General features: G+C 72.1%; 18 protein-coding genes. 1 reads left to right on the top strand and 17 read right to left on the bottom strand.

Features of this window, described 5'->3' with window-relative positions; genetic code table 11:
• Window positions 1-13: 13 nt before the first annotated feature.
• The 8 genes from ACTWJ9_RS01670 to ACTWJ9_RS01705 all read right to left on the bottom strand — a co-directional run bounded on the left by ACTWJ9_RS01670 (window position 14) and on the right by ACTWJ9_RS01705 (window position 8,523).
• Window positions 14-526 (bottom strand): hydrogenase maturation protease, encoded by a 513-nt coding sequence (locus ACTWJ9_RS01670; RefSeq protein WP_279332263.1) that lies wholly within the window; start codon window positions 524-526, stop codon window positions 14-16.
• Entirely contained in the window at window positions 523-1,929 is a 1,407-nt protein-coding gene (locus ACTWJ9_RS01675) for a hypothetical protein (protein WP_443295064.1), read from the bottom strand. The genes ACTWJ9_RS01670 and ACTWJ9_RS01675 overlap by 4 nt, the downstream gene beginning before the upstream one ends.
• Window positions 1,926-2,609 (bottom strand): DUF6084 family protein, encoded by a 684-nt coding sequence (locus ACTWJ9_RS01680; RefSeq protein WP_388705379.1) that lies wholly within the window; start codon window positions 2,607-2,609, stop codon window positions 1,926-1,928. Before ACTWJ9_RS01680 ends, ACTWJ9_RS01675 begins: the two co-directional genes overlap by 4 nt.
• On the bottom strand, window positions 2,606-3,256 hold the full coding sequence (locus ACTWJ9_RS01685; protein ID WP_279332266.1) for a DUF5947 family protein: 651 nt from the start codon (window positions 3,254-3,256) through the stop codon (window positions 2,606-2,608). The genes ACTWJ9_RS01680 and ACTWJ9_RS01685 overlap by 4 nt, the downstream gene beginning before the upstream one ends.
• Window positions 3,253-3,813: a hypothetical protein gene (locus ACTWJ9_RS01690; protein WP_388705382.1), complete on the bottom strand. Its 561-nt coding sequence runs from the start codon at window positions 3,811-3,813 to the stop codon at window positions 3,253-3,255. Before ACTWJ9_RS01690 ends, ACTWJ9_RS01685 begins: the two co-directional genes overlap by 4 nt.
• Complete coding sequence (locus ACTWJ9_RS01695; protein ID WP_279332268.1) at window positions 3,810-5,588, bottom strand: nickel-dependent hydrogenase large subunit; 1,779 nt, start codon at window positions 5,586-5,588, stop codon at window positions 3,810-3,812. Before ACTWJ9_RS01695 ends, ACTWJ9_RS01690 begins: the two co-directional genes overlap by 4 nt.
• A gap of 76 nt (window positions 5,589-5,664) precedes the next feature.
• Entirely contained in the window at window positions 5,665-6,753 is a 1,089-nt protein-coding gene (locus ACTWJ9_RS01700; protein WP_279332269.1) for a hydrogenase expression protein HypE, read from the bottom strand.
• Window positions 6,754-6,807: 54 nt separating this feature from the next.
• Window positions 6,808-8,523 (bottom strand): hydrogenase maturation protein, encoded by a 1,716-nt coding sequence (locus tag ACTWJ9_RS01705; protein ID WP_443295065.1) that lies wholly within the window; start codon window positions 8,521-8,523, stop codon window positions 6,808-6,810.
• A 225-nt stretch (window positions 8,524-8,748) separates the two neighbouring features.
• Between ACTWJ9_RS01705 and ACTWJ9_RS01710 the strand changes: the two genes are divergently transcribed.
• Window positions 8,749-9,135 (top strand): hypothetical protein, encoded by a 387-nt coding sequence (locus ACTWJ9_RS01710; RefSeq protein WP_279332271.1) that lies wholly within the window; start codon window positions 8,749-8,751, stop codon window positions 9,133-9,135.
• Window positions 9,136-9,230: 95 nt separating this feature from the next.
• Here the strand turns inward: ACTWJ9_RS01710 and ACTWJ9_RS01715 are convergent, their stop codons facing one another.
• The 9 genes from ACTWJ9_RS01715 to ACTWJ9_RS01755 form a co-directional block, all read right to left on the bottom strand.
• Complete coding sequence (locus ACTWJ9_RS01715; protein WP_443295066.1) at window positions 9,231-10,118, bottom strand: oxygenase MpaB family protein; 888 nt, start codon at window positions 10,116-10,118, stop codon at window positions 9,231-9,233.
• Between the two features lie 355 nt (window positions 10,119-10,473).
• The gene (locus ACTWJ9_RS01720) at window positions 10,474-12,078 is read right to left on the bottom strand and encodes an MDR family MFS transporter (protein WP_443295067.1); all 1,605 of its coding nucleotides are present in this window, start codon (window positions 12,076-12,078) and stop codon (window positions 10,474-10,476) included.
• A gap of 108 nt (window positions 12,079-12,186) precedes the next feature.
• Window positions 12,187-12,924, bottom strand: coding sequence for a TetR family transcriptional regulator (locus ACTWJ9_RS01725; protein ID WP_443295936.1), 738 nt, complete (start codon window positions 12,922-12,924; stop codon window positions 12,187-12,189).
• 140 nt (window positions 12,925-13,064) lie between these two features.
• Window positions 13,065-14,507, bottom strand: coding sequence for a flotillin family protein (locus ACTWJ9_RS01730; RefSeq protein WP_279332273.1), 1,443 nt, complete (start codon window positions 14,505-14,507; stop codon window positions 13,065-13,067).
• A 146-nt stretch (window positions 14,508-14,653) separates the two neighbouring features.
• Entirely contained in the window at window positions 14,654-15,163 is a 510-nt protein-coding gene (locus ACTWJ9_RS01735; protein ID WP_279332274.1) for a hypothetical protein, read from the bottom strand.
• A 257-nt stretch (window positions 15,164-15,420) separates the two neighbouring features.
• Window positions 15,421-16,056 carry an Rv1733c family protein gene (locus ACTWJ9_RS01740; protein ID WP_279332275.1) on the bottom strand — a complete coding sequence of 212 codons (636 nt, stop codon included), beginning with the start codon at window positions 16,054-16,056 and terminating at the stop codon, window positions 15,421-15,423.
• 55 nt (window positions 16,057-16,111) lie between these two features.
• Window positions 16,112-16,921 carry a rod shape-determining protein gene (locus tag ACTWJ9_RS01745; RefSeq protein WP_279332276.1) on the bottom strand — a complete coding sequence of 270 codons (810 nt, stop codon included), beginning with the start codon at window positions 16,919-16,921 and terminating at the stop codon, window positions 16,112-16,114.
• A 22-nt stretch (window positions 16,922-16,943) separates the two neighbouring features.
• Window positions 16,944-17,318 (bottom strand): TraR/DksA family transcriptional regulator, encoded by a 375-nt coding sequence (locus ACTWJ9_RS01750; RefSeq protein WP_384201417.1) that lies wholly within the window; start codon window positions 17,316-17,318, stop codon window positions 16,944-16,946.
• Between the two features lie 48 nt (window positions 17,319-17,366).
• Window positions 17,367-17,693 (bottom strand): TraR/DksA family transcriptional regulator, encoded by a 327-nt coding sequence (locus tag ACTWJ9_RS01755; protein ID WP_279332278.1) that lies wholly within the window; start codon window positions 17,691-17,693, stop codon window positions 17,367-17,369.
• Window positions 17,694-17,969 lie beyond the last annotated feature (276 nt).

Raw genomic sequence — 17,969 nt, forward strand, 5'->3', positions numbered from 1 at the left:
CTGCGGCGGTGTGTCATACGGCGGCCTCCTGCCGGACGAGGTCGGTCACCATCCGCACCGCCTCCGGTACGGCGGCGGCGACCTGGGGGCTGAGCTCGAGGGTCTCGTCGAGGCAGGCGGGTTCGCAGCCGACGACGAGGGTGCGGCGCGGGGGCGTGGCGCCGGTTCCGGCGCACAGGGTGGCGAGCAGGGCGAGGACCGCGTCGGGTGACATGCGGTGCCCGTCGAGCGGGACGTCCGCCGCCGGTCCGGTGCCGTCCGGTGTCCCGGCGTCGATCAGGTAGAGCGTTCCGGGTTCGCCGCCTCGTGCGGTCGCGTCGACGATGACGAGCGTGTCGTAGCCGTCGAGGAGCTGGTAGGCGAGGTGCACACCGCGGATGCCGATGTCGGCCACCTCGACACCGGCCGGCAGGTCCTCCCGGGCGAGCCGGCGCGCGGTCTCGACGCCGAAGCCGTCGTCCCCGAGGAAGATGTTGCCGACCCCGGCGACGAGGGTGCGGGTGCCGTGCGGTGGGGTGGGGGTCACGCGTCCTCCAGGGCTTCCACCTCGTCGGGCTGGAAGTAGAGGAACCGGCCCTGTTCGCGGCGGATGTCGGCGCCGGGGTCGTCCTCCACGGTCACCGCGATGTGCACGCCTCCGTCGACGTCGTGCAGTACGGCCTCGACCAGTGCGCTGCGGCCGCTCAGGAACAGGTCCTGCGCGTCGGTGTGCCGCAGCCGGGGCCGCAGCACGACGCGGCAGCCCGCGCGTACCTCCCGGCCGTCGACGGTGACGTGGTCACGGTCGGGATCGACCGCGGTGTCGCCGCCCGGGTCCCACCAGGGGCTCTCGGGACGGAACACGTCCTGCGGGTCGTCCCCCGCGTCCGGCGGGCCGGTGACCTCCCGCAGGCTCCGCACCGCTCCGTGCAGCCGTTCGAGGACCTCCGGCGGCATGGTGTCCGCCAGTTCGATCACGGCCGCGGCACGGGCGTCCGTGCCTCTGGCCTCGCGTTTCTCCTCGTCGGTGAGGGCGATGGTGCGCAGCGCGAGGATCTCGTCGATCTCGGTGGCGTCGTAGAGCGCGCCGGGGCTCTCGGGGGCGATGGCGGGGTGGTCCTCGAGGATGATCGGCGAGGACAGTACGAGGTCGGCACGGCCCGGTTCGCCGGCGAGCACGGGCCAGGTGTGCAGGTTCCGGCAGGCCGCGACGGCGCCCTTCGCCCACTCGGGCGGGTCGGTCATGGAGAGGAACGCCCCGGCGTCCAGGTGCAGGAGGACGTGGCTGGCGACCAGCGAGTACGGCAGCGCCGCGTCGCGGTCGTCGGTGTCCTCGGGCGTCCAGGGGCTGGTGTTCTCGACGACCACGCGCAGGCGCTGTGTGCGGTACGGGCCGTCCAGTTCGGCCGTGGAGAGCCGGACGGCGCCGCTGATCTCCTCACGGCGGCGGACCATGCGCCCGACGAGCCGCCCGTCGGCGTCCGTGACGGGCTCGGTCTCCTCGGCGGCGGCCCGGGTGAACGGGACGGTCACCCCGTCGCCGGTCAACTCCGCCACCGGTAGGGCGATCTCGACCTTCTCCTCCTGGCCCTCGTCCCAGGGGACCAGGACCCGGTCCTCCAGGTGCAGTTCGCGCACCGTCTCGTACGTCCCGTCGGCGTGCGCCTGCTGGACGGTGCGCCGTCGGGTGTGCAGGAGGCGGACCTCGACGGCGAGGGTGGCTCCGCTCTTCGGCTCCATCAGGCATTCGGTGTGCTGGACGTCGTGTTCCTCGGCCGCCGCGCACCAGGCGGGCGGTACGAGCACGCCGAACTGCCAGCGCAGCCTGTTCTTGGCGGCCGACGCCCGGTACGGGTAGAGCACATAGCCCTCGAAGAGGACGGTGTCCGCGACCTGGCGGGCGACGGCGAGGCGGGCCTCGGTGTCGGGGGTGAACGCGGTGGTGGTCATGGTGTCCTCTCCCCCGCCGCGTCGAGCAGCGTCTCGACGGTCGCCTGCCACGACGGCAGCGCGTGGCGCGACCGGTAGGCGAGCAGCGCGTCCATGGCGTCCTGCGGCAGCCGGATCCAGCCGCAGCCCGGGAAGTGCTGCTCGATCATCTCCCGCCAGGTCTTCACCGGCAGGCGGAAGGTGGCCTCCTTGTCCCAGGGGACGGGCTCCACGTGGAAGCCGCCGGCGCCGGTGAACGCGGTGCCGGAGAACAGCATCAGCAGCGGCACCTCCCCCTCGGACAGGGCCCGGAGGTACCGCGACGCCGCGATGTCCGTGTCGTACGTGCAGGGCACGACCAGGTCGGTCTCGATCTCGCCGGTGAACCCGGGGACCATCACCGAGACCTGTGCGAACTGCACGGGGTTGAGGGTGCTACCCCATCGGGAGCGTTCGCCGAAGAGGTCGGTCAGTGCCGCGGCCTCGGTGTCGTCGTAGCCGCGGCGGGCGGGTTCGATGCGGATCTGGCAGCGCAGCGCGAGCGCGTGGACGCGGGTGGCCCCGGAGGTGGTGATCCGCAGCCGGAACACCAGGGTGGGGCCTGCCGCGTAGGCGTCGGCGCGTACTCCGGTGCAGTCGAAGGAGAACCCCGAGAACCCCGGGGAACCCGAGGAGCCCGTGGAACCCAGGATCTCGGTCATGGTCTGCTCCCCTGCGGGGCGCGGGCCCGGTCGCGGACGTGGGTGAAGAAGGCCTCGAGGTCGGCCCGGGCCTCCGCTCCTCCGTCGAATCCCTGCCAGCGCAGGCGCATCCGGCCCACCAGTTCGTAGCAGAGGTCGATCGGCACCAGATAGCACTCGGTGCGGCCCTGGTGCCGGCGCAGCAGCAGGGCCTCCACGTCGGATTCGAGCAGTGCGGCGAGGCGGGTCCCGGCGAGGACGGCCTGCCAGGAGGTCGGCTCCAGTTCGCTCTCGGTGGCTCCGGCCGGGCTCGGGTAGAGCGCGACCAGCCGGTCGAGGGCGGAGTTGTGGAAGAAGAAGGCGACGCCGACCGGGATGCGCAGTCGGTCCCAGGCGGTGTCGTCGAGCCGGTGGTCGGGGTCGCTCAGGCAGCGGCCGGGCACCGCGCGGAAGCGGCTCTTGGCATCGCCGGAGCGGTCCAGCAGCTGCGCGCAGGGACCGCACGCGCAGGCCAGCGCGCGTTTCTCGGTGTCGACGAGGTGCGGGTGGCGTTCACCGGCGAGGGGCGCCCCGCACAGTTCGCACTGTTCCTCGCGGGGCGGCCGGGGAGCGGTGAAGCGGCTCAGGCCGCGGCGGTCGGCGGTGCGCCGCGGTCCGTGCGCGCTCACGGGGCGGTGGCCGGCGGCCGGCCGCCACCGGGGCTCGGCGGGGCGGTGCCGATCTGGAGCAGCACCGGTTCGCGGGAGGCGTCGGCGGGTTCCAGCTCGACGGTGGTCACCTCGGGGGCGAAGCAGGCGAGCGAGTCGGTGGCCGCCTGCCGGACGGTCTCCTGGGTGCTGGGGCAGCCGCAGCCCGTGTCGGCGGTGGCCCTGAGGCGCAGCACGCCGGCCGCCGGGTCGAAGCCCGCGTTCTCGACGGCGTGCGGGAGGCCGCCGAGGGCGCGGGCGATGCGGGTGTGCACGTCCTCGGGGTGCAGCCCGTGCAGCACGAGCAGGCTCGCGACGAGTTCGTCGCCGAGCAGCGGGTCCAGCGGGTCGCCGGACCTCCCTGCCCCCAGGAGTTCCACGGCGCGGGCGAGCCCGGCGCCGTAGAACTCCATGAGGACCCGCACCAGTTCCTCGGCGGTCCGGCTCACCTGGGGGTCGCCGGCGCCGGCGAGCCGGTCGAGGATCTCCTCGACCCGCCGGCCGGCCTGCTCCGCGGTGGTGGCACTCGTCGTGCTCATCCGGCGAGTCCGCTCAGCCCGGTGGGCACGTGCATCGACTTCACGGTCTTCCCGCCGCCGACGTACATGTGGACGCCGCAGGGCAGGCAGGGGTCGAAGCTGCGCACGGCGCGCATGATGTCGATGCCCTTGAAGTTCTCGGGCGGGTTCTCCTCGAAGATCGGCGTGTTCTGCACCGCGTCCTCGTACGGGCCGGGGGTGCCGTAGCTGTCGCGGGTCGAGGCGTTCCACGGAGTCGGCGGATACGGGTGGTAGTTGGCGATCTTGCCGTCCCTGATGACCATGTGGTGCGAGAGGACGCCGCGGACCGCCTCGGTGAACCCGACGCCGATCGCCTCGTCCGGCACCTCGAACTTCTCCCACGTCTGGGTGCGCCCGGCGCGGACCTCTTCGAGGCCCTTCTCGGCGCAGTGCAGGGCGACCGCGGCCGAGTACGCCTGGAAGTACGTGCGGGCGCGGTTGCGTTCCAGCGCGTTGCTCCACTGCGGGATCTTCCACTCGAAGGTGGTCTCCGGCTTGGTCAGTGTGCGCGGCAGGTTGATCACGACGCTGTGGCCGGTGGCCTTGACGTACCCGATGTCGACGAGACCGGACAGCGCGGTGGACCACAGCCGGGCGAGGGGGCCGCCGCCGGTGTCGAGGGCGAGGTGGTCCTTGCCGTCGAACCAGCGCGGGGACATGACCCAGCTGTACTTGTCGTCGAAGTCCCGTTTCTGCGGAGCCGGGATGGTGTGCTGGTTCCACGGGTGCCGCGGGTCGACGGGGTTGCCGAGCGGGTCGTTCGTCACGAACTGCTCCTGGCCCTGCCAGTCCTCGTAGTACGAGCTGCCCAGCAGGATGCGCATGCCGAGATTGATCTCGGTGAGGTCGCTGGTGACGAGCTTGCCGTCGACGATGATGCCGGGGGTGACGAACATCCGCCGGCCCCAGTCGGTCATGTTGGCGTAGGTGAAGTCGCAGTACTCGGGGTCGTTGAGCGCCCCCCAGCAGCCCAGCAGCACCCGGCGGCGGCCCACTTCCTCGTATCCCGGCAGCGCCTCGTAGAAGAAGTCGAACAGGTCGTCGTGGAGCGGGACGACCCGTTTCATGAACTCCACGTACCGCATGAGGCGGCTCAGGTAGTCGGTGAACAGCTGCACGCTGGCGACGGTGCCGACGCCGCCGGGGTAGAGGGTGGAGGGGTGCACGTGGCGGCCCTCCATCAGGCAGAACATCTCCCGGGTGTAGCGGCTGACCTGCAGCGCCTCGCGGTAGAACTCGCCTTCGAGGGGGTTGAGGGAGCGCATGATGTCGGCGATGGTGCGGTACCCGTGGTCGGCCGCGTGCGGGGCCTCGGTGCGCTCGGCGAGTTCGAGGACGCCGGGGTTGGTCTCGCGGACCATTTTCTCGCAGTAGTCGACCCCTACCAGGTTCTCCTGGAAGATGTTGTGGTCGAACATGTACTCGGCGGACTCGCCGAGGTTGATGATCCACTCCCCGAGGTGCGGAGGCTTCACGCCGTACGCCATGTTCTGCGCGTACACCGAGCAGGTGGCGTGGTTGTCACCGCAGATGCCGCAGATCCTGCTGGTGATGAAGTGCGCGTCGCGCGGGTCCTTTCCGCGCATGAAGACGCTGTAGCCGCGGAAGACCGACGAGGTGCTGTAGCACTCCGCGACCCGCTTCTGCTTGAAGTCGATCTTCGTGTGGATGCCGAGACTGCCCACGATCCGGGTGATCGGGTCCCAGGCCATCTCCACCAGGCCGGTTTTGTCACCGGTCGTCGTCTTTGCCATGGTGCGTGCGGTGCCCTTCGTCAGCTGGTCGCGCGGGGGGTGGGTTCGGTGTGCGGTGCTGTCACCGGTCGTGCTGTCACCACGGCGGCCGGTAGCCGGTGGTGATCTTGTCTCCCCTGTGGCGCCACCTCGGCTCCTTGTCCACGGTCCGCGCCGTGATCGTGCGGAGCTTGCGGACGACGGCGCCGTACGCGCCGCTCCCGGTGCTGGAGACCTTGGCGCCGGGGGGCTCGTCCATGAACGGCATGAACTTGTCGGGGAAGCCCGGCATGGTGCACGCGATGCAGATGCCGCCCACGTTCGGGCAGCCGCCGATGCCGTTCATCCAGCCGCGCTTGGTCACGTTGCACTTGACGACGGGTCCCCAGCAGCCGAGTTTCACCGAGCACTTGGGCGAGTCGTAGCTGGTGGCGAACTGCCCCTGCTCGTAGTAGCCGCCCCGGTCGCAGCCCTCGTGCACGGTGGCACCGAACAGCCAGGTCGGCCGGAGCTTGTCGTCGAGCGGGATCATCGGCGCCGAACCGGCGGCCTGGTAGAGCAGGTACGTCAGCGTCTCGGCGAAGTTGTCGGGCTGGATCGGACAGCCGGGCACGCACACGATGGGGATGCCCGCCTTCGACTTCCAGTCCCATCCGAGGTAGTCGGGCACGCCCATCGCGCCGGTGGGATTGCCCGCCATGGCGTGGATGCCACCGTAGGTGGCGCACGTGCCGATGGCGACGACGGCCAGGGCCTTGGGCGCCAGCCGGTCGATCCATTCGCTGGTGGTGATGGGCTGCCCGGTCTCGGGGTTGTCACCGAAGCCGCACCAGTACCCCTCCTGCTTGATGGCCTCGTTGGGGACCGAGCCCTCGACGACCAGGACGAAGGGGTCGATCTCGCCGCGTTCGCCCTTGAAGAACCATTCGATGAACGTGTCGGCTCCGCCGACCGGACCGCATTCGAAGTCGATCAGCGGCCAGTGCACCGCGATCTTCGGCAGGCCCGGCAGCCCTTGGAGCGCGATCTCCTCGATGCTCGGCTGCATGGCCGCGGTCAGGGCGACGGAGTCGCCGTCGCAGCTCAGCCCGGCGTTGATCCAGAGGATGTGGATCGGCTTCTCCTCGGAGCCGGACGTGCCCGTCGCGCCGGGCTCCTCGACCGTGGTCGGCGATGCTGCGTTCATGGGAACGCCTCCTGGAGGGTGCGGCAAGACCCGCGCTCGGATCTTCGTTCTCTGCTAACAGTCGGCCCGTTCGGCGAGGGCCGCATCCGGACCGCCTCCGTCGGTGGCTGCGGATTCCTTGCGCACGAAGGCCCGGCGCAGGGCGTGGTAGGGGGCCGCCGGGTCGTCGAAGATGCTCCGCATGCGGGCGAGTTCCTGCTCCCGGTAACGGGCGAGAGGTGAGGTGGCCTCCCGGTGCTCGGCTTCCGCCTTCTTGGCCGCGAGACGCGTCTGAACGGAGGGAAGGGCCGGGAGATGTGCGGCCGTTCGGGTGACGTCGCCGGTGAAGTCGTCCGGGCCGCAGTGCAGGACCCGGTCGACGAGCCCCATGCCGAGCGCCGCCGAGGCCGTCAGCGGCGCGGCCTCGCCGGTGAGCCGTTCCGCCGTGGCGGCGCCCACCCGGCGGGGCAGGGTGTACGTCCAGTACTCGGAGCCGTACAGACCCATGAGCCGGTAGTGCGGATTGAGGACCGAACCGGAGCGGCACCAGACCTCGTCCGCGGCCAGGGCGAGCATGACCCCGCCGGCGGCCGCGTTGCCGCCGATCGCGCTGACGACGAACCGGTCGGTCGTGGTGAGGACGGCCTCGACGAGGTCGTCCATGGCGTTGATGTTGGCCCAGGACTCGGCAGCCGGGTCGGCTGCCGCCTCGATGACGTTCAGGTGGATGCCGTTGGAGAAGAAGTCCCGGCCGCCTCCCAGTACGAGCACGCCGGTGGGGCGGAAGCAGGCCGCCCGGTAGGCGTCCAGCAGGCGGCGGCAGTGGTCGGTGCCCATGGCGCCGCCCGGGAAGGAGAAGGCCAGGAAGCCGACCGGCCCCTCCTCCCGGTAGCGGATGTCCTGCCAGGTCCGGGCTCCGGCAGGTGGCTGCGGTGCCGCGGGGACTTCGGGCAGGGCGGGCAGGCGGCCGGCGAGGGCGAGGGTGGCGGGCAGTTTGCAGGCCCGGGGGCGTCCCGGGCCGGTGCGGGCCCGCAGCTCCGGGATCCAGACCGCGCCGTCCGCCGTGGCCCGGCAGATCGCGCCGGTGCGGGTCGCCAGGAGCTCACCCGGGCGGCCGCGGAGCCGGTCCTCCGCGTGGCCGCCGTGCAGGAACCATTCACGGCCGAGAAGTTCGTCGCGCACGCCCGGCTGGGAGTCCGCGGCGCGCAGCTTGCGCAGGACGGTGTCGGTGGAGTCCGTGTCCCAGGAGATGCCCCGGTCCCGCTGTCGCAGCGGCGGCCGGGTCCTGGCACCCGGCAGGCAGGTGAAGTCGTCCTGCGGCCGGGACACGTACGTGCCGGAGGCGAACCGGTCGACCGCGAGCAGGACGGCTTCCAGCGCCGCGTCGGCCACCTCGCCCCGGTACAGGTCGCTCTTCGCCACGTCCGGCACGGCGAAGTTCGTCGTCGCCCACACGGGGCCGGCGTCCATCTCGGCCACGGCCTCCAGCACGGTGACGCCCCACTCTCCGGCTCCCTCCTGGACGGCCCAGTCGAGTGAGGACGGCCCACGGTTCCCCACGGGGCCGGGGTGGACGATCAAACAGGTCCGCGCCGTCCAGACGTCAGGCGGCACGACGGCCTTCAGCATGGGGGCCACGAGCAGATCGGGATCGTGCCGGCGCACGGCGCGACGCACGTCCTCGCCGTGCGGGGTGACCTCCACGGCGACGGAGTGGCGGCGTTCCGACAGCTCGGCGTGGACACGCTGCGTGAGGCTGTTGTACGCGCTGGCGACGAGCAGAATACGCATGGTGGCTCTCCCTGGAAGGCGCGGCCGCCTCGTACCGCGGCCGTCCGGGGATCGTCGGCCCCTTGCGTCCTCCCACGGCGGCATGACCCCCGGGGCATCGCTCGCACGGGTGACACTTCGGCTCCACCTGGCCGGGAGGCGAGCCCGCCGCCAGCGGTGACAATTGGTGTGATATCGGGTACTCGACAGGGTGGCCGACACGACAACCGACAGGGAGTCCGGCACATGTCCAGGAAAGAGAAGTCGTCGCAGCCCTCGCACGGCGAGGGCCCGAGCCGCCACAAGGGCACCGAACAGCACGGCTGGGCCCCCGACGTCGACGAGACACGCCAGCAGGACAACCCGAGCGCCCAGCGCTCCTTCCACCCGGACGAGCACGCCCCGCCCGCCGGGAAGGGGCGCAGGAAGTCCAAGCAGGAACGTGGATCCGTCCCCGGGGACACGGTCGAGAGCGGCACGAAGAGCGGCGAGGAGTACGGCGACGACGCGGAGAAGGGAATGCGCGACACCGGACGCCGGGGTCGCTCCCGGCGCCCGAGCGGCACCCGGGACGACTCCGCCTTCACCGGCGTCGACCCGGACGAGGGCGGGGAGCAGCGCCGCCCCGGCTGACGCCGGGCGTGCGGGGTGCACCGCCCCGCGCACGTCACCGGGGGCGGCCGGGAAACGGTCATCGGCCGTCCGGGCCGCGTCGCACCGGACCGGGGTCACCCCCGGGCGGCTCGACGGGCCGCCCGGGCCGTGGGCAGGTAGCACAGGCGCTCGGGCAGCAGCGGGACCACCGTGCGGACGACGGCGCCCAGGCGGCGCAGTCCGCGTTCGTCCCGTGCCGTCCAGGCCAGACCGAGGCGGTCACGGACGGTGGGCGGGAGCAGGCCGGTCGTGACGAAGACGTGCAGCCGCGCCAGGGGCGGGCGGAGCACCGGCCAGAGCCGGCGCAGGAGCACACCCGCGCCGTCCGGCGGCGGGATCGGCCGCCGCGGGTCGAGCAGTTCCGCCACGACGGCCGTCCTCTCCAGTTCCTCGCCCACCATCGCGTCGAAGTACGGCCAGAACTCCTCCGGGGTGCGCGGCATGTCGCGCTGCCTGATGCCGAGGATGGCCCCGAGACGGAGGAGTTCGTCATAGAGGCGGCGTTCGTCCGGCTCGTCGAACGGGTGGGACAGGTACTGGGCGGCCCTCAGGAAGACGGGATAGGCGGTGGCGTGCACCCAGGCGTAGTAGGCCGGGGTGAGTGCGTGGTAGGCGCGGCCCCGGGCGTCGGTGCCGCTGATGGTCCTGTGCAGCTCGCGGAGCCTGCGGCCCTCCTCGAGGGCCTGCTCGCCGCCGTAGACCCACAGCTGCAGGGAGTTCAGTGAGCGTTCGGCCCGGCCCCAGGGGTCGGTGCGGAACACGGAGTGGTCGTCGACGCCCGCGCCGACCGCCGGGTGGGCGACCTGGAGCACCAGGGCGGGCGGCAGGGAGAGCAGGATCCGGACGTCACCGGTGATGTCCCAGAGGAGGGAGCCCGGCGCGAACGGGACGGGCCCCGAGAAGGTGTCCGGGCCGGGTGCGGGGCCCGTGCCCGGCCCGGTGTGCGCGTGGTCGCCGGCCATCTCAGCACGCTCCGGTGGGCCGTCGTACTCGTCCCCTGTGCCCTGGCTGTGGGGCCGTGGGGCCGTGGGTACCGCCCTCCGTCCGGAGGGCGGTCGTCGCCGCCTTCGCGGTGTCCGGCACCGCGTTCGAGGTGCACGCCGAGGAGGTCACCGCGAACCGTGTGTCCTCCTTCCCATCCTCCATCGGCGCCGGCCGCGATGCCAAGCCGGTCCTGCCGACCGCCGTCAAGGGCGGCGCGGAGGAGATCTCTCCCGGCGCCGGGCGAGTCCGCCGAGGGCGCGTGACGAGCGCGGAGGCCCTCCGGGCGTTTCGCCGGAGGACCTCCTCACTCCACCACCCCACGGGGCGTGCGCCTCAGCCGACGCCGGCTCGCGCTGCCGCCGCGCCCGCGGAGTCCGCGGACTCCGCGGTGAGCCGCTCCATGCCGCTGGTGTCCTTCAGCGGCTTCTCCTTGATGAACAGCACCGCGATCACGGCAAGGGCCGCGACGGGCGTGGCCACGAGGAAGAGTTCCGCGGTGGCCATCCCGTAGGCGCGCTCCACGATCTCCCGCATCGGCTCGGGCAGCGTCGCCATGTCGGGCACTCCGCCCCCGCCGGCCTCGTCCGCACCGGCCGGGATGCCCGCTTCCGTCAGGCTCCTGGTCATCTCGGTGGCGACCCGGTTGGCGAGGATCGCCCCGAGCACACTGGTGCCGATGGTGCCGCCCATGCTTCGGAAGAAGGACAACACCGAGGTGGCGGCGCCCAGTTCGGTCGCGGGAACGTCGTTCTGGGCGGCCAGCACCAGGTTCTGCATCAGCATGCCGACGCCGACGCCCATGATCGCCATGTAGGCGCTGAGCAGGCCGAAGTGGGTGTCGACGTCGATGGTGGCCAGCAGTCCGAGGCCCACCGTCATGATGATGGAGCCCGCGACCAGGTACACCTTCCACCGGCCGGTCCTGGTGATGATCTGCCCGGCGACGGTCGAGGAGACGAGCAGGCCCAGGATCATGGGCAGGCTCATCAGCCCCGCGACCGTCGGGGACTTGCCCAGGGAGATCTGGAAGTACTGCGAGAGGAAGACGGTGCCGCCGAACATGGCCACACCGACGAGGAGACTGGCGACGGTGGTGAGCGTCACCGTGCGGTTGCGGAAGATGCCCAGGGGGATGACCGGTTCCGGCACGCGCGCCTCGACGACGACCGCGGCGATCAGCAGCACCACTCCCCCGCCCGCCAGTGCGGCGGTCTGCCACGAGATCCAGTCGAACTCGGTCCCCGCGAGCGTGACCCAGATGAGCAGGGCGCTGACACCCGCGACGATCAGGAAGGCGCCCAGGAAGTCGATCTTCACCTCACGGCGGACGGTGGGCAGCTTCAGGGTGCGCTGCAGCAGCACGATGGCGAGCAGCGCGAACGGCACCCCGATGAAGAAGCACCAGCGCCAGCCGAGCCAGGAGGTGTCCACCAGGACACCTCCGATGAGCGGTCCGGCCACGGTGCCGACCGCGAAGACGGCTCCGAAGATGCCCGCGTACTTGCCGAGCCGACGCGGCGGGATGATGGCCGCCATCACGACCTGCGCCAGAGCCGTGAGACCGCCCGCGCCGATGCCCTGCACCACGCGGCTGAAGATCAGCAGCCCCACTTCCTGCGAGAAGCCCGCGAGCAGCGAGCCCACGATGAAGAGGGACAGGGACAGCTGGAGCAGCAGCTTCTGGTTGAACAGGTCCGACAGCTTGCCCCACAGGGGCACCGTCGCCGTCATCGCCAGCAGTTCGGCGGTGATGACCCAGGTGTAGGAGGACTGGCTGGCCTCCAGATCGGCGATGATGCGCGGGAGCGCGTTGGCGACCACGGTGCCGGCCAGGATGGCGACGAACATGCCCGCCATCAGCCCCGACATGGCCTGGAGTATCTGCCGGTTGGTCATGGCGGTGGGGGGCGCCTCCACGGGCGCCGGTGTTGAGTTCACTTCGGTTCTTTCGCAGCAGTCGAGAGGGTGAGCAAAAGGGAAGAGCGAGAGGGACGGATCACGCGTGCCGGGGACGACGCGCAGCCGTTCCGTGAGAGACGGAGGGGGTCAGATCCCTTCGACCGGTTCGGCGGGTTCGACAGGCCCGGCGGGCTCGGCGGGCTCGACCGGTCCCTGGAGGCCGGTGGCCATGTGGTCGAACACCGACCGGAAGACCTCCTCGAAAGGGGTCTCGTCCTGTCGTACGCACCAGTGCTCCACGGCCACGCGGACCGCTGTGGTGCCGACGGCGGCCAGCAGCCTCGGATACAGCCCCAGAGCCCGCCTGCGCAGTTGGCCCTCGGCCGACCCGAGAGGGGGACGGTCCCCCGTGAACAGCGGCGATCCGGCGCCGATGCGCTCCGCGAGCGTTTCGGCCAGCAGGAACTCGTCCTCGACGTGGGCGCCGAGACTCCGCGCCAGCAGGTGCGGTGATCTGCGCAGCACCTCGGAGTGCAGGCGCCACAGCTCGTGCTGTTGTTCCACTTCCCCCAGCTCCGCGGCCAGCGCGTCCCGCAGCGCCGCCAGCGGTGGCGTGCCGGCGGGCGCGGCGAGCACCGCCTGCCGGACCCGCGCACCCGACTCCGCGCCCACCATCACGAACGCCTCGTCACGGGAGTCGAAGTAGTTGAAGAACGTGCGGGGTGAGACGCCGACCGCCTCGCTGATCGCGTCGACGGTGACGTTCTCCGCGCCGTGCTCGGCCGCCAGCCGCACTGCGGCCGCCACCAGGGCGGCACGGGTCGCCCGCTTCTTGCGTCCCCGAAGTCCGCCGTCCGCCGGGTCTCTGTCGCTCACGTCGTGCAGGATACGCAAATATGCAGAGCCTGCAAAAACACGGAACGCCTCGACCCGCCACAACCGGCCACGGCCGGCCACCCCACCGGCGGACACGACGGAGCCCGGCCACCGGTGGGGTGGCCGGGCTCCGCTGTCGGGCCGGGGCGTCAGTCGGTGATGTCGACCTTGCCGCCTGCGGGGTCCGCGGGGGCGCGCTCCGCGGGAGCCGGCACCGTCGGCGTGCCGCGCCGGGTGATCCCCTGGAGGAGTTCGCCGAGGTCGACGCCGGTGGTGGAGCTGAGGAGCTCCATGCCCTGCGCGACGTTGTCGGCGACGGTGCGCGGGAGCTGGCCCGCGCCGTCCGTGGAGATGACCGTCAGCTTGTCCACGGCGGCCAGCGGCTCGGCGGCCTTGCCGACGACCTGCGGCAGCACCTCGACCAGCATCTGGAGCACGGCCGCGTCGCCGTAGCGTTCGAAGGCGTCGGCCTTCTTGTGCATGGCGTCGGCCTCCGCCGCACCCTTCGCGGAGATCGCGGCGGCCTCGGCGTCACCCTCCAGGCGGACGGCGTCGGCGAGCGCGGCGCGGTGGGCCTTCTCACCCTCACCGGTGAGCCTGGCCCGCTCGGCGGCCGCCTCGGCCTCCTTGACCGAGGCGATCCGGCGGGCCTCGGCCTCCTGCTCGGCCTGGTAGCGGGCGGCGTCGGCGGGCTTGCGGACCTTGGTGTCGAGTTCACGGTCGGTCAGCGCGGCCTGCCGGGTGGCGACCTTCTCCTGCTCCTGCAGGACCTCCTGCTCCCGGGCGGCCTCGGCGAGCGGGCCGGCGGCGTTGGCGCGGGCGACGGCCTCGTCCGTCTCGGCCTTGATCTCGGCCTGCTTCAGCGCGAAGGTGCGCTGGGCGATCGCGATCTCCTCCTCCGCCTTGAGCCGGGCCTGCTCGGAGGCGCGCCGGGCGACGGCCTCGGCGATGTCGGCCTCCTGCTTGGCGCGGGCCGCCTCGGGCCGGCCCAGGTCCTCTAGGTAGGAGCCCTCGGTGGTGATGTCCTGGATCTGGAAGGCGTCCAGCACGAGGCCCTGTCCGGAGAGGCTGGCCTCGGCCTCCTCCGCGACCTGTCCGGCGAAGGCGGCGCGGTCACGGATGATGTCCTCGACGGACATGCGCCCCACGATGGAGCGCAGCGCGCCGGACAGCACTTCCTGGGTGAACCCGACGATGCCGTCCTGCTGGTCGAGGAAGCGCTGGGCCGCGGCGCGGATCGAGTCCTCGGTGCCGCCGACCTTGACGATGGCGACACCCTCCAGGTTCGCCTTCACCCCGCGCAGGGTGACCGCGCCCCGGACCGCGATCGGGATGTGCCGGCTGGAGAGTTCGAGGGTGAACTTCTGCTGGACGAACGGGACGACGAAGACGCCGCCGCCGACCACGACCTTCTGGCCGCTGTTGTCGGTGAAGACCCGGCCGGTCTCGGGGTCGGTGGACTGCTTGCCTCGCCGGCCGGTGACGATGAACGCCTCGCTGGGGCCGGCGACCTTGTAGCGGGTGACCACCACCAGGCCCAGCAGGACCAGGAGTACGACGACTCCCACCACGGCGATCAGTACAGGACTCATAGGTGTGGAATCCCCTCAGCCTTCCCCGGGGGACGGCGATGTGGTTCGGATGGGACGGGAAAGCGGATACTGCGGGAGCCGCCGGCGCCATCGCGGGCGTCGGCGGGTGACGTGCCGTTCCGCGGGGACGTGCCGGTCGGCACCGGTCAGCGCTCGACCGGGCGGACCGCCACCGAGGTCGCGGACAGTGCCGACTCCACCCAGACCTCGGCACCCCGCGCGACGGGCACGGCGCTCTTCGCGGACAGCTTCAGCGGCTGCCCGGCGAGATACACCAGCACCTCGCCGTAGCCCTCGGCCGGGATGGCGGTCACCACCGAGCCGGAGGTGCCGACGAGGTCGCCGCCCCGCGGGGTGGCGGCGGTCTGATCCCGCATCAGGGCCCGGCTGAACTTCCAGGTCAGCCAGCCCGCTGCGACCCCCGCCAGCACGCCGACCACCGTCGCACCGGTGACCCCGAGGTCCGTCGTGCCGAGGACGATCGCGCCGCCGAAACCGAGCATGGAGACGAACCCGGCGATCACCGGCAGCGACAGCAGCCCGTCGAACATACCGTCCAGCACACCGCCGAAGACGCCTTCCAGGAGTCCGTCGAAGATCAGTGAGAACAGCAGCAGAAGCAGTCCCGCGACGCCGAGACCCACAAACCACTCCATTCGGGCCTCACTTTCGCCGACCGGCCTCCCGCATGCGCATGCTCTCACGCATCCGGACTCGAACACATTGCCAGGACTCGGCAATCTTTACGCTTCCTTCATGCCGCCTTCCAGCGGAGACCGCCGTTCCGCTCCTGCCCGGGCCGCGGTACGCGTCACGTGGCACACGACGGACACGCCCCCGCCGTCACCGGCGTCCTTCCGGGAGCCTCCCCGCTGAACCGCGAGGGCCGAGGCCCCTGCCCGCCTCCGGCAGTTCATCCGGGTGCCGTCCAGCGGGGGGACGTCTCGGCCCAGGCCCTGTCCCAGTCGGCGAGGTTCCGGCGCCGTACGACGAGACGGGTCACGCCGTGGGCGGCGGCGCCGGTGAGGGCGACGCCGGTGCCGGAGAGAAGGGCCCAGCCCATGCTGCGGCTGCGGATCTCCGCACGCGCCAGCGGTGGCTCGGTGGCCTCGCCGTCGGTGGTCACCCAGATGCGGACCGGACTGCCCGCGGACAGACCCGGCCGCACCTCAGCCCGGGTGGTGCCGGTCCGTCCCTCGTGGGTGGTGAAGCGGACCTCGACCGGGTAGCGGGCCAGCTCCTCCTCGTCCGATCCCGGCTCCGGATGGCGCGGGGCGTCCTCGGTGAGGGTCGCGGTCGTCTCGTACCGGGTCAGGCTCTGGTGGCGGGCCGTGTCCTCGTAGTGGCGGTGGGCGAGTCGTGAGACGACGACGGTGACCACGGGCGCCACCGTCAGGACGGCGAGCAGGACAGCGAGACCGATCCAGACCCGGAGCACGTCGGTGCGGCGGCGCAGGGGGTTGCGCCGGCGGTGCCCCGGCGAAGGACCGTCGGGCGGTCCGAGAGGGTGGCCCGGGGACGGTTGCGCGGGAGGAACGGTGCCCGCCACGTCGTGACTCCTTCGGGTGTCGGGGCGCGGACGAAGGGGGAGTGCGGCTGGCGGGTCAGCCGGATCCGGTGGCCAGGGGGTGGTGGTGCGCCGCGGCGAGCAGGCCGGCGGCTCCCCGGACCGCGGCGGTGTGCGGCGACGGCACGGGCTGGACCGGGCAGCCGAGCCGGCCGGGCAGACCGTGGGTGATCTCCGGGCGCAGGGCGCCCCCGCCGGACAGGAGGATGCCCCGGCGCAGGGCGGTGCGGGTGGTGGCGCCGCGGTCCTGCCGCAGCATCGCCGTCACCATGTCGACCACCGCGTCGGTGAGGTCCCCGGGCGGGGTGCCGTAGGCGCCCAGGTCACCGACGCCCAGCGCGGTGCGCCGGGCGTCGGTGACGGCTCCCTCGGCGAGCAGCACCACCTCGGTGAGGTGCGCACCGAGGTCCACCACCAGGAGCGGTCTGGAGTGGTCGGCGCCCGCGGCGAGGGCAACCGCCCGCGCGCCCGGGACGGTGTGGACAGCGCGCGGGCGGAGGATTTCGACGGCCGTGTGGGCCGCTTCCCGGAAGGCGGGCCCGTCCAGGACCGGTGTCGTGACGACGACCAGGGGGCGGCCGAAGCGGGGCAGCCGGTGGCCGAGCAGCCGGTCGAGCATCCGGGCGGTGCCGGAGGTGTCGACGATGGCGCCGCGCTGGATGGGGTGGATGGCTCCGCTGCCCGGGAAGGTCACCGTGGGGACGTCGAGGACCATGCCCCGTCCCGCGATCCACGCGCGCGTGCGGGAGCTGCCCAGGTCGAGCGCGATGCCGGAGCACCGGCGGCACCGCGGCCAGGGGCTGCGCCGTACGGCCGACGTCCTGTACGGACGCCGGACCACGGTCATCGTCCGGTCCTTCGGCCCGTGCTCATCGCGCGGCCTCCCTCACCTGCTGGCAGCGGGCGCAGTAACGGGCCTGGGGAACTATCAGCAGCCGGTCCCGTTCGACCGGGCCGCGGCACAGGTGGCAGCGGCCGTAGCCGCCGGTGTCCATCCGGGCGAGCGCCGCCTCGACGTCGGCGAGCACCATCCGGGCGGACGCGGCGAGCCTGACGTGCACCTCGAGCCGGCCGGCGCCCTCCTCCCGGAGGGGCTCGCCGGGACCCGACCCGACGTCGGCGGCGAACTGCCGCAGCTGCTCCTGGCGGAACAGCTGCTGCTCGCGCAGGTTCGCCCGCAACGCCGCGAGGTCCTCGGATGTGAGGACCTCGTCGTGCTCGTCGATGGTCTGCTGGGTCACCACTTCATCCCCCTTGGGCAGAGCGGGAGAGGAGTACGGGCAGGGTACGGGTCAGGCGGCGCGGCTCTGGCAGGTGACGCAGTACGGGGTGTGCGGAAGGATCTCGAGACGCTCCGCCGGGACGGGCTTGGAACAGCCCAGGCAGGTGCCGTAGCTTCCGTCCTCGACGCGGAGGAACGCCGCTTCGATCTCCTTGAGGGCACGCTTGATGCCGTCCTTCTGGTTGGACATCAGGTGGTCGTCGGAACTCCCTCCTGTTTCGTCCAGGGCCTTGAGCTGGGCCAACCGCGTGGTGCGCGCGTGTTCGAGGCGCTGACGGATCTCGTCGGCGGCGGTGTGGGCGGAACGCGGTTCGGTACGCGGCAGGTCGATCGACACGGAGCGTCTCCTCTACTGACAGACGGGTGATCTCCCACCATCTCCCCTTCCGTACCCGGCGCCCATCGGGCGCGGGACCCATTTCTGTCCGTCCGGGGCCCCAGCCCGCTCGGCGTGGGTCCCCGGACGGACGGAAATGGGGTGCGGAGCCCATCAACGGAAGGGGGCCGGCTTGTACACTCTGTCCGCTGTTTCGACGTTCTCCGTTCTCCGTTTCCCGCTTCCGCTCTCCGTGGGACGACGTGGGACAAGGGGCACGCCTTCGGGGGCCGCCGC

It is taken from the genome of Streptomyces sp. GDS52 (genome assembly GCF_052246875.1).
Taxonomy (GTDB): Bacteria; Actinomycetota; Actinomycetes; order Streptomycetales; family Streptomycetaceae; genus Streptomyces; species Streptomyces cathayae.

Bases quoted from the DNA above. Each gene is read 5' to 3' on its own strand.
- ACTWJ9_RS01745 (WP_279332276.1), bottom strand. From the start codon at position 16,921: ATGACCGTGGTCCGGCGTCCGTACAGGACGTCGGCCGTACGGCGCAGC.
- ACTWJ9_RS01715 (WP_443295066.1), bottom strand. From the start codon at position 10,118: ATGGCCGGCGACCACGCGCACACCGGGCCGGGCACGGGCCCCGCACCC.
- ACTWJ9_RS01730 (WP_279332273.1), bottom strand. From the start codon at position 14,507: ATGAGTCCTGTACTGATCGCCGTGGTGGGAGTCGTCGTACTCCTGGTC.
- ACTWJ9_RS01700 (WP_279332269.1), bottom strand. From the start codon at position 6,753: ATGAACGCAGCATCGCCGACCACGGTCGAGGAGCCCGGCGCGACGGGC.
- ACTWJ9_RS01735 (WP_279332274.1), bottom strand. From the start codon at position 15,163: ATGGAGTGGTTTGTGGGTCTCGGCGTCGCGGGACTGCTTCTGCTGCTG.
- ACTWJ9_RS01695 (WP_279332268.1), bottom strand. From the start codon at position 5,588: ATGGCAAAGACGACGACCGGTGACAAAACCGGCCTGGTGGAGATGGCC.
- ACTWJ9_RS01705 (WP_443295065.1), bottom strand. From the start codon at position 8,523: ATGCGTATTCTGCTCGTCGCCAGCGCGTACAACAGCCTCACGCAGCGT.
- ACTWJ9_RS01690 (WP_388705382.1), bottom strand. From the start codon at position 3,813: ATGAGCACGACGAGTGCCACCACCGCGGAGCAGGCCGGCCGGCGGGTC.
- ACTWJ9_RS01710 (WP_279332271.1), top strand. From the start codon at position 8,749: ATGTCCAGGAAAGAGAAGTCGTCGCAGCCCTCGCACGGCGAGGGCCCG.
- ACTWJ9_RS01675 (WP_443295064.1), bottom strand. From the start codon at position 1,929: ATGACCACCACCGCGTTCACCCCCGACACCGAGGCCCGCCTCGCCGTC.
- ACTWJ9_RS01680 (WP_388705379.1), bottom strand. From the start codon at position 2,609: ATGACCGAGATCCTGGGTTCCACGGGCTCCTCGGGTTCCCCGGGGTTC.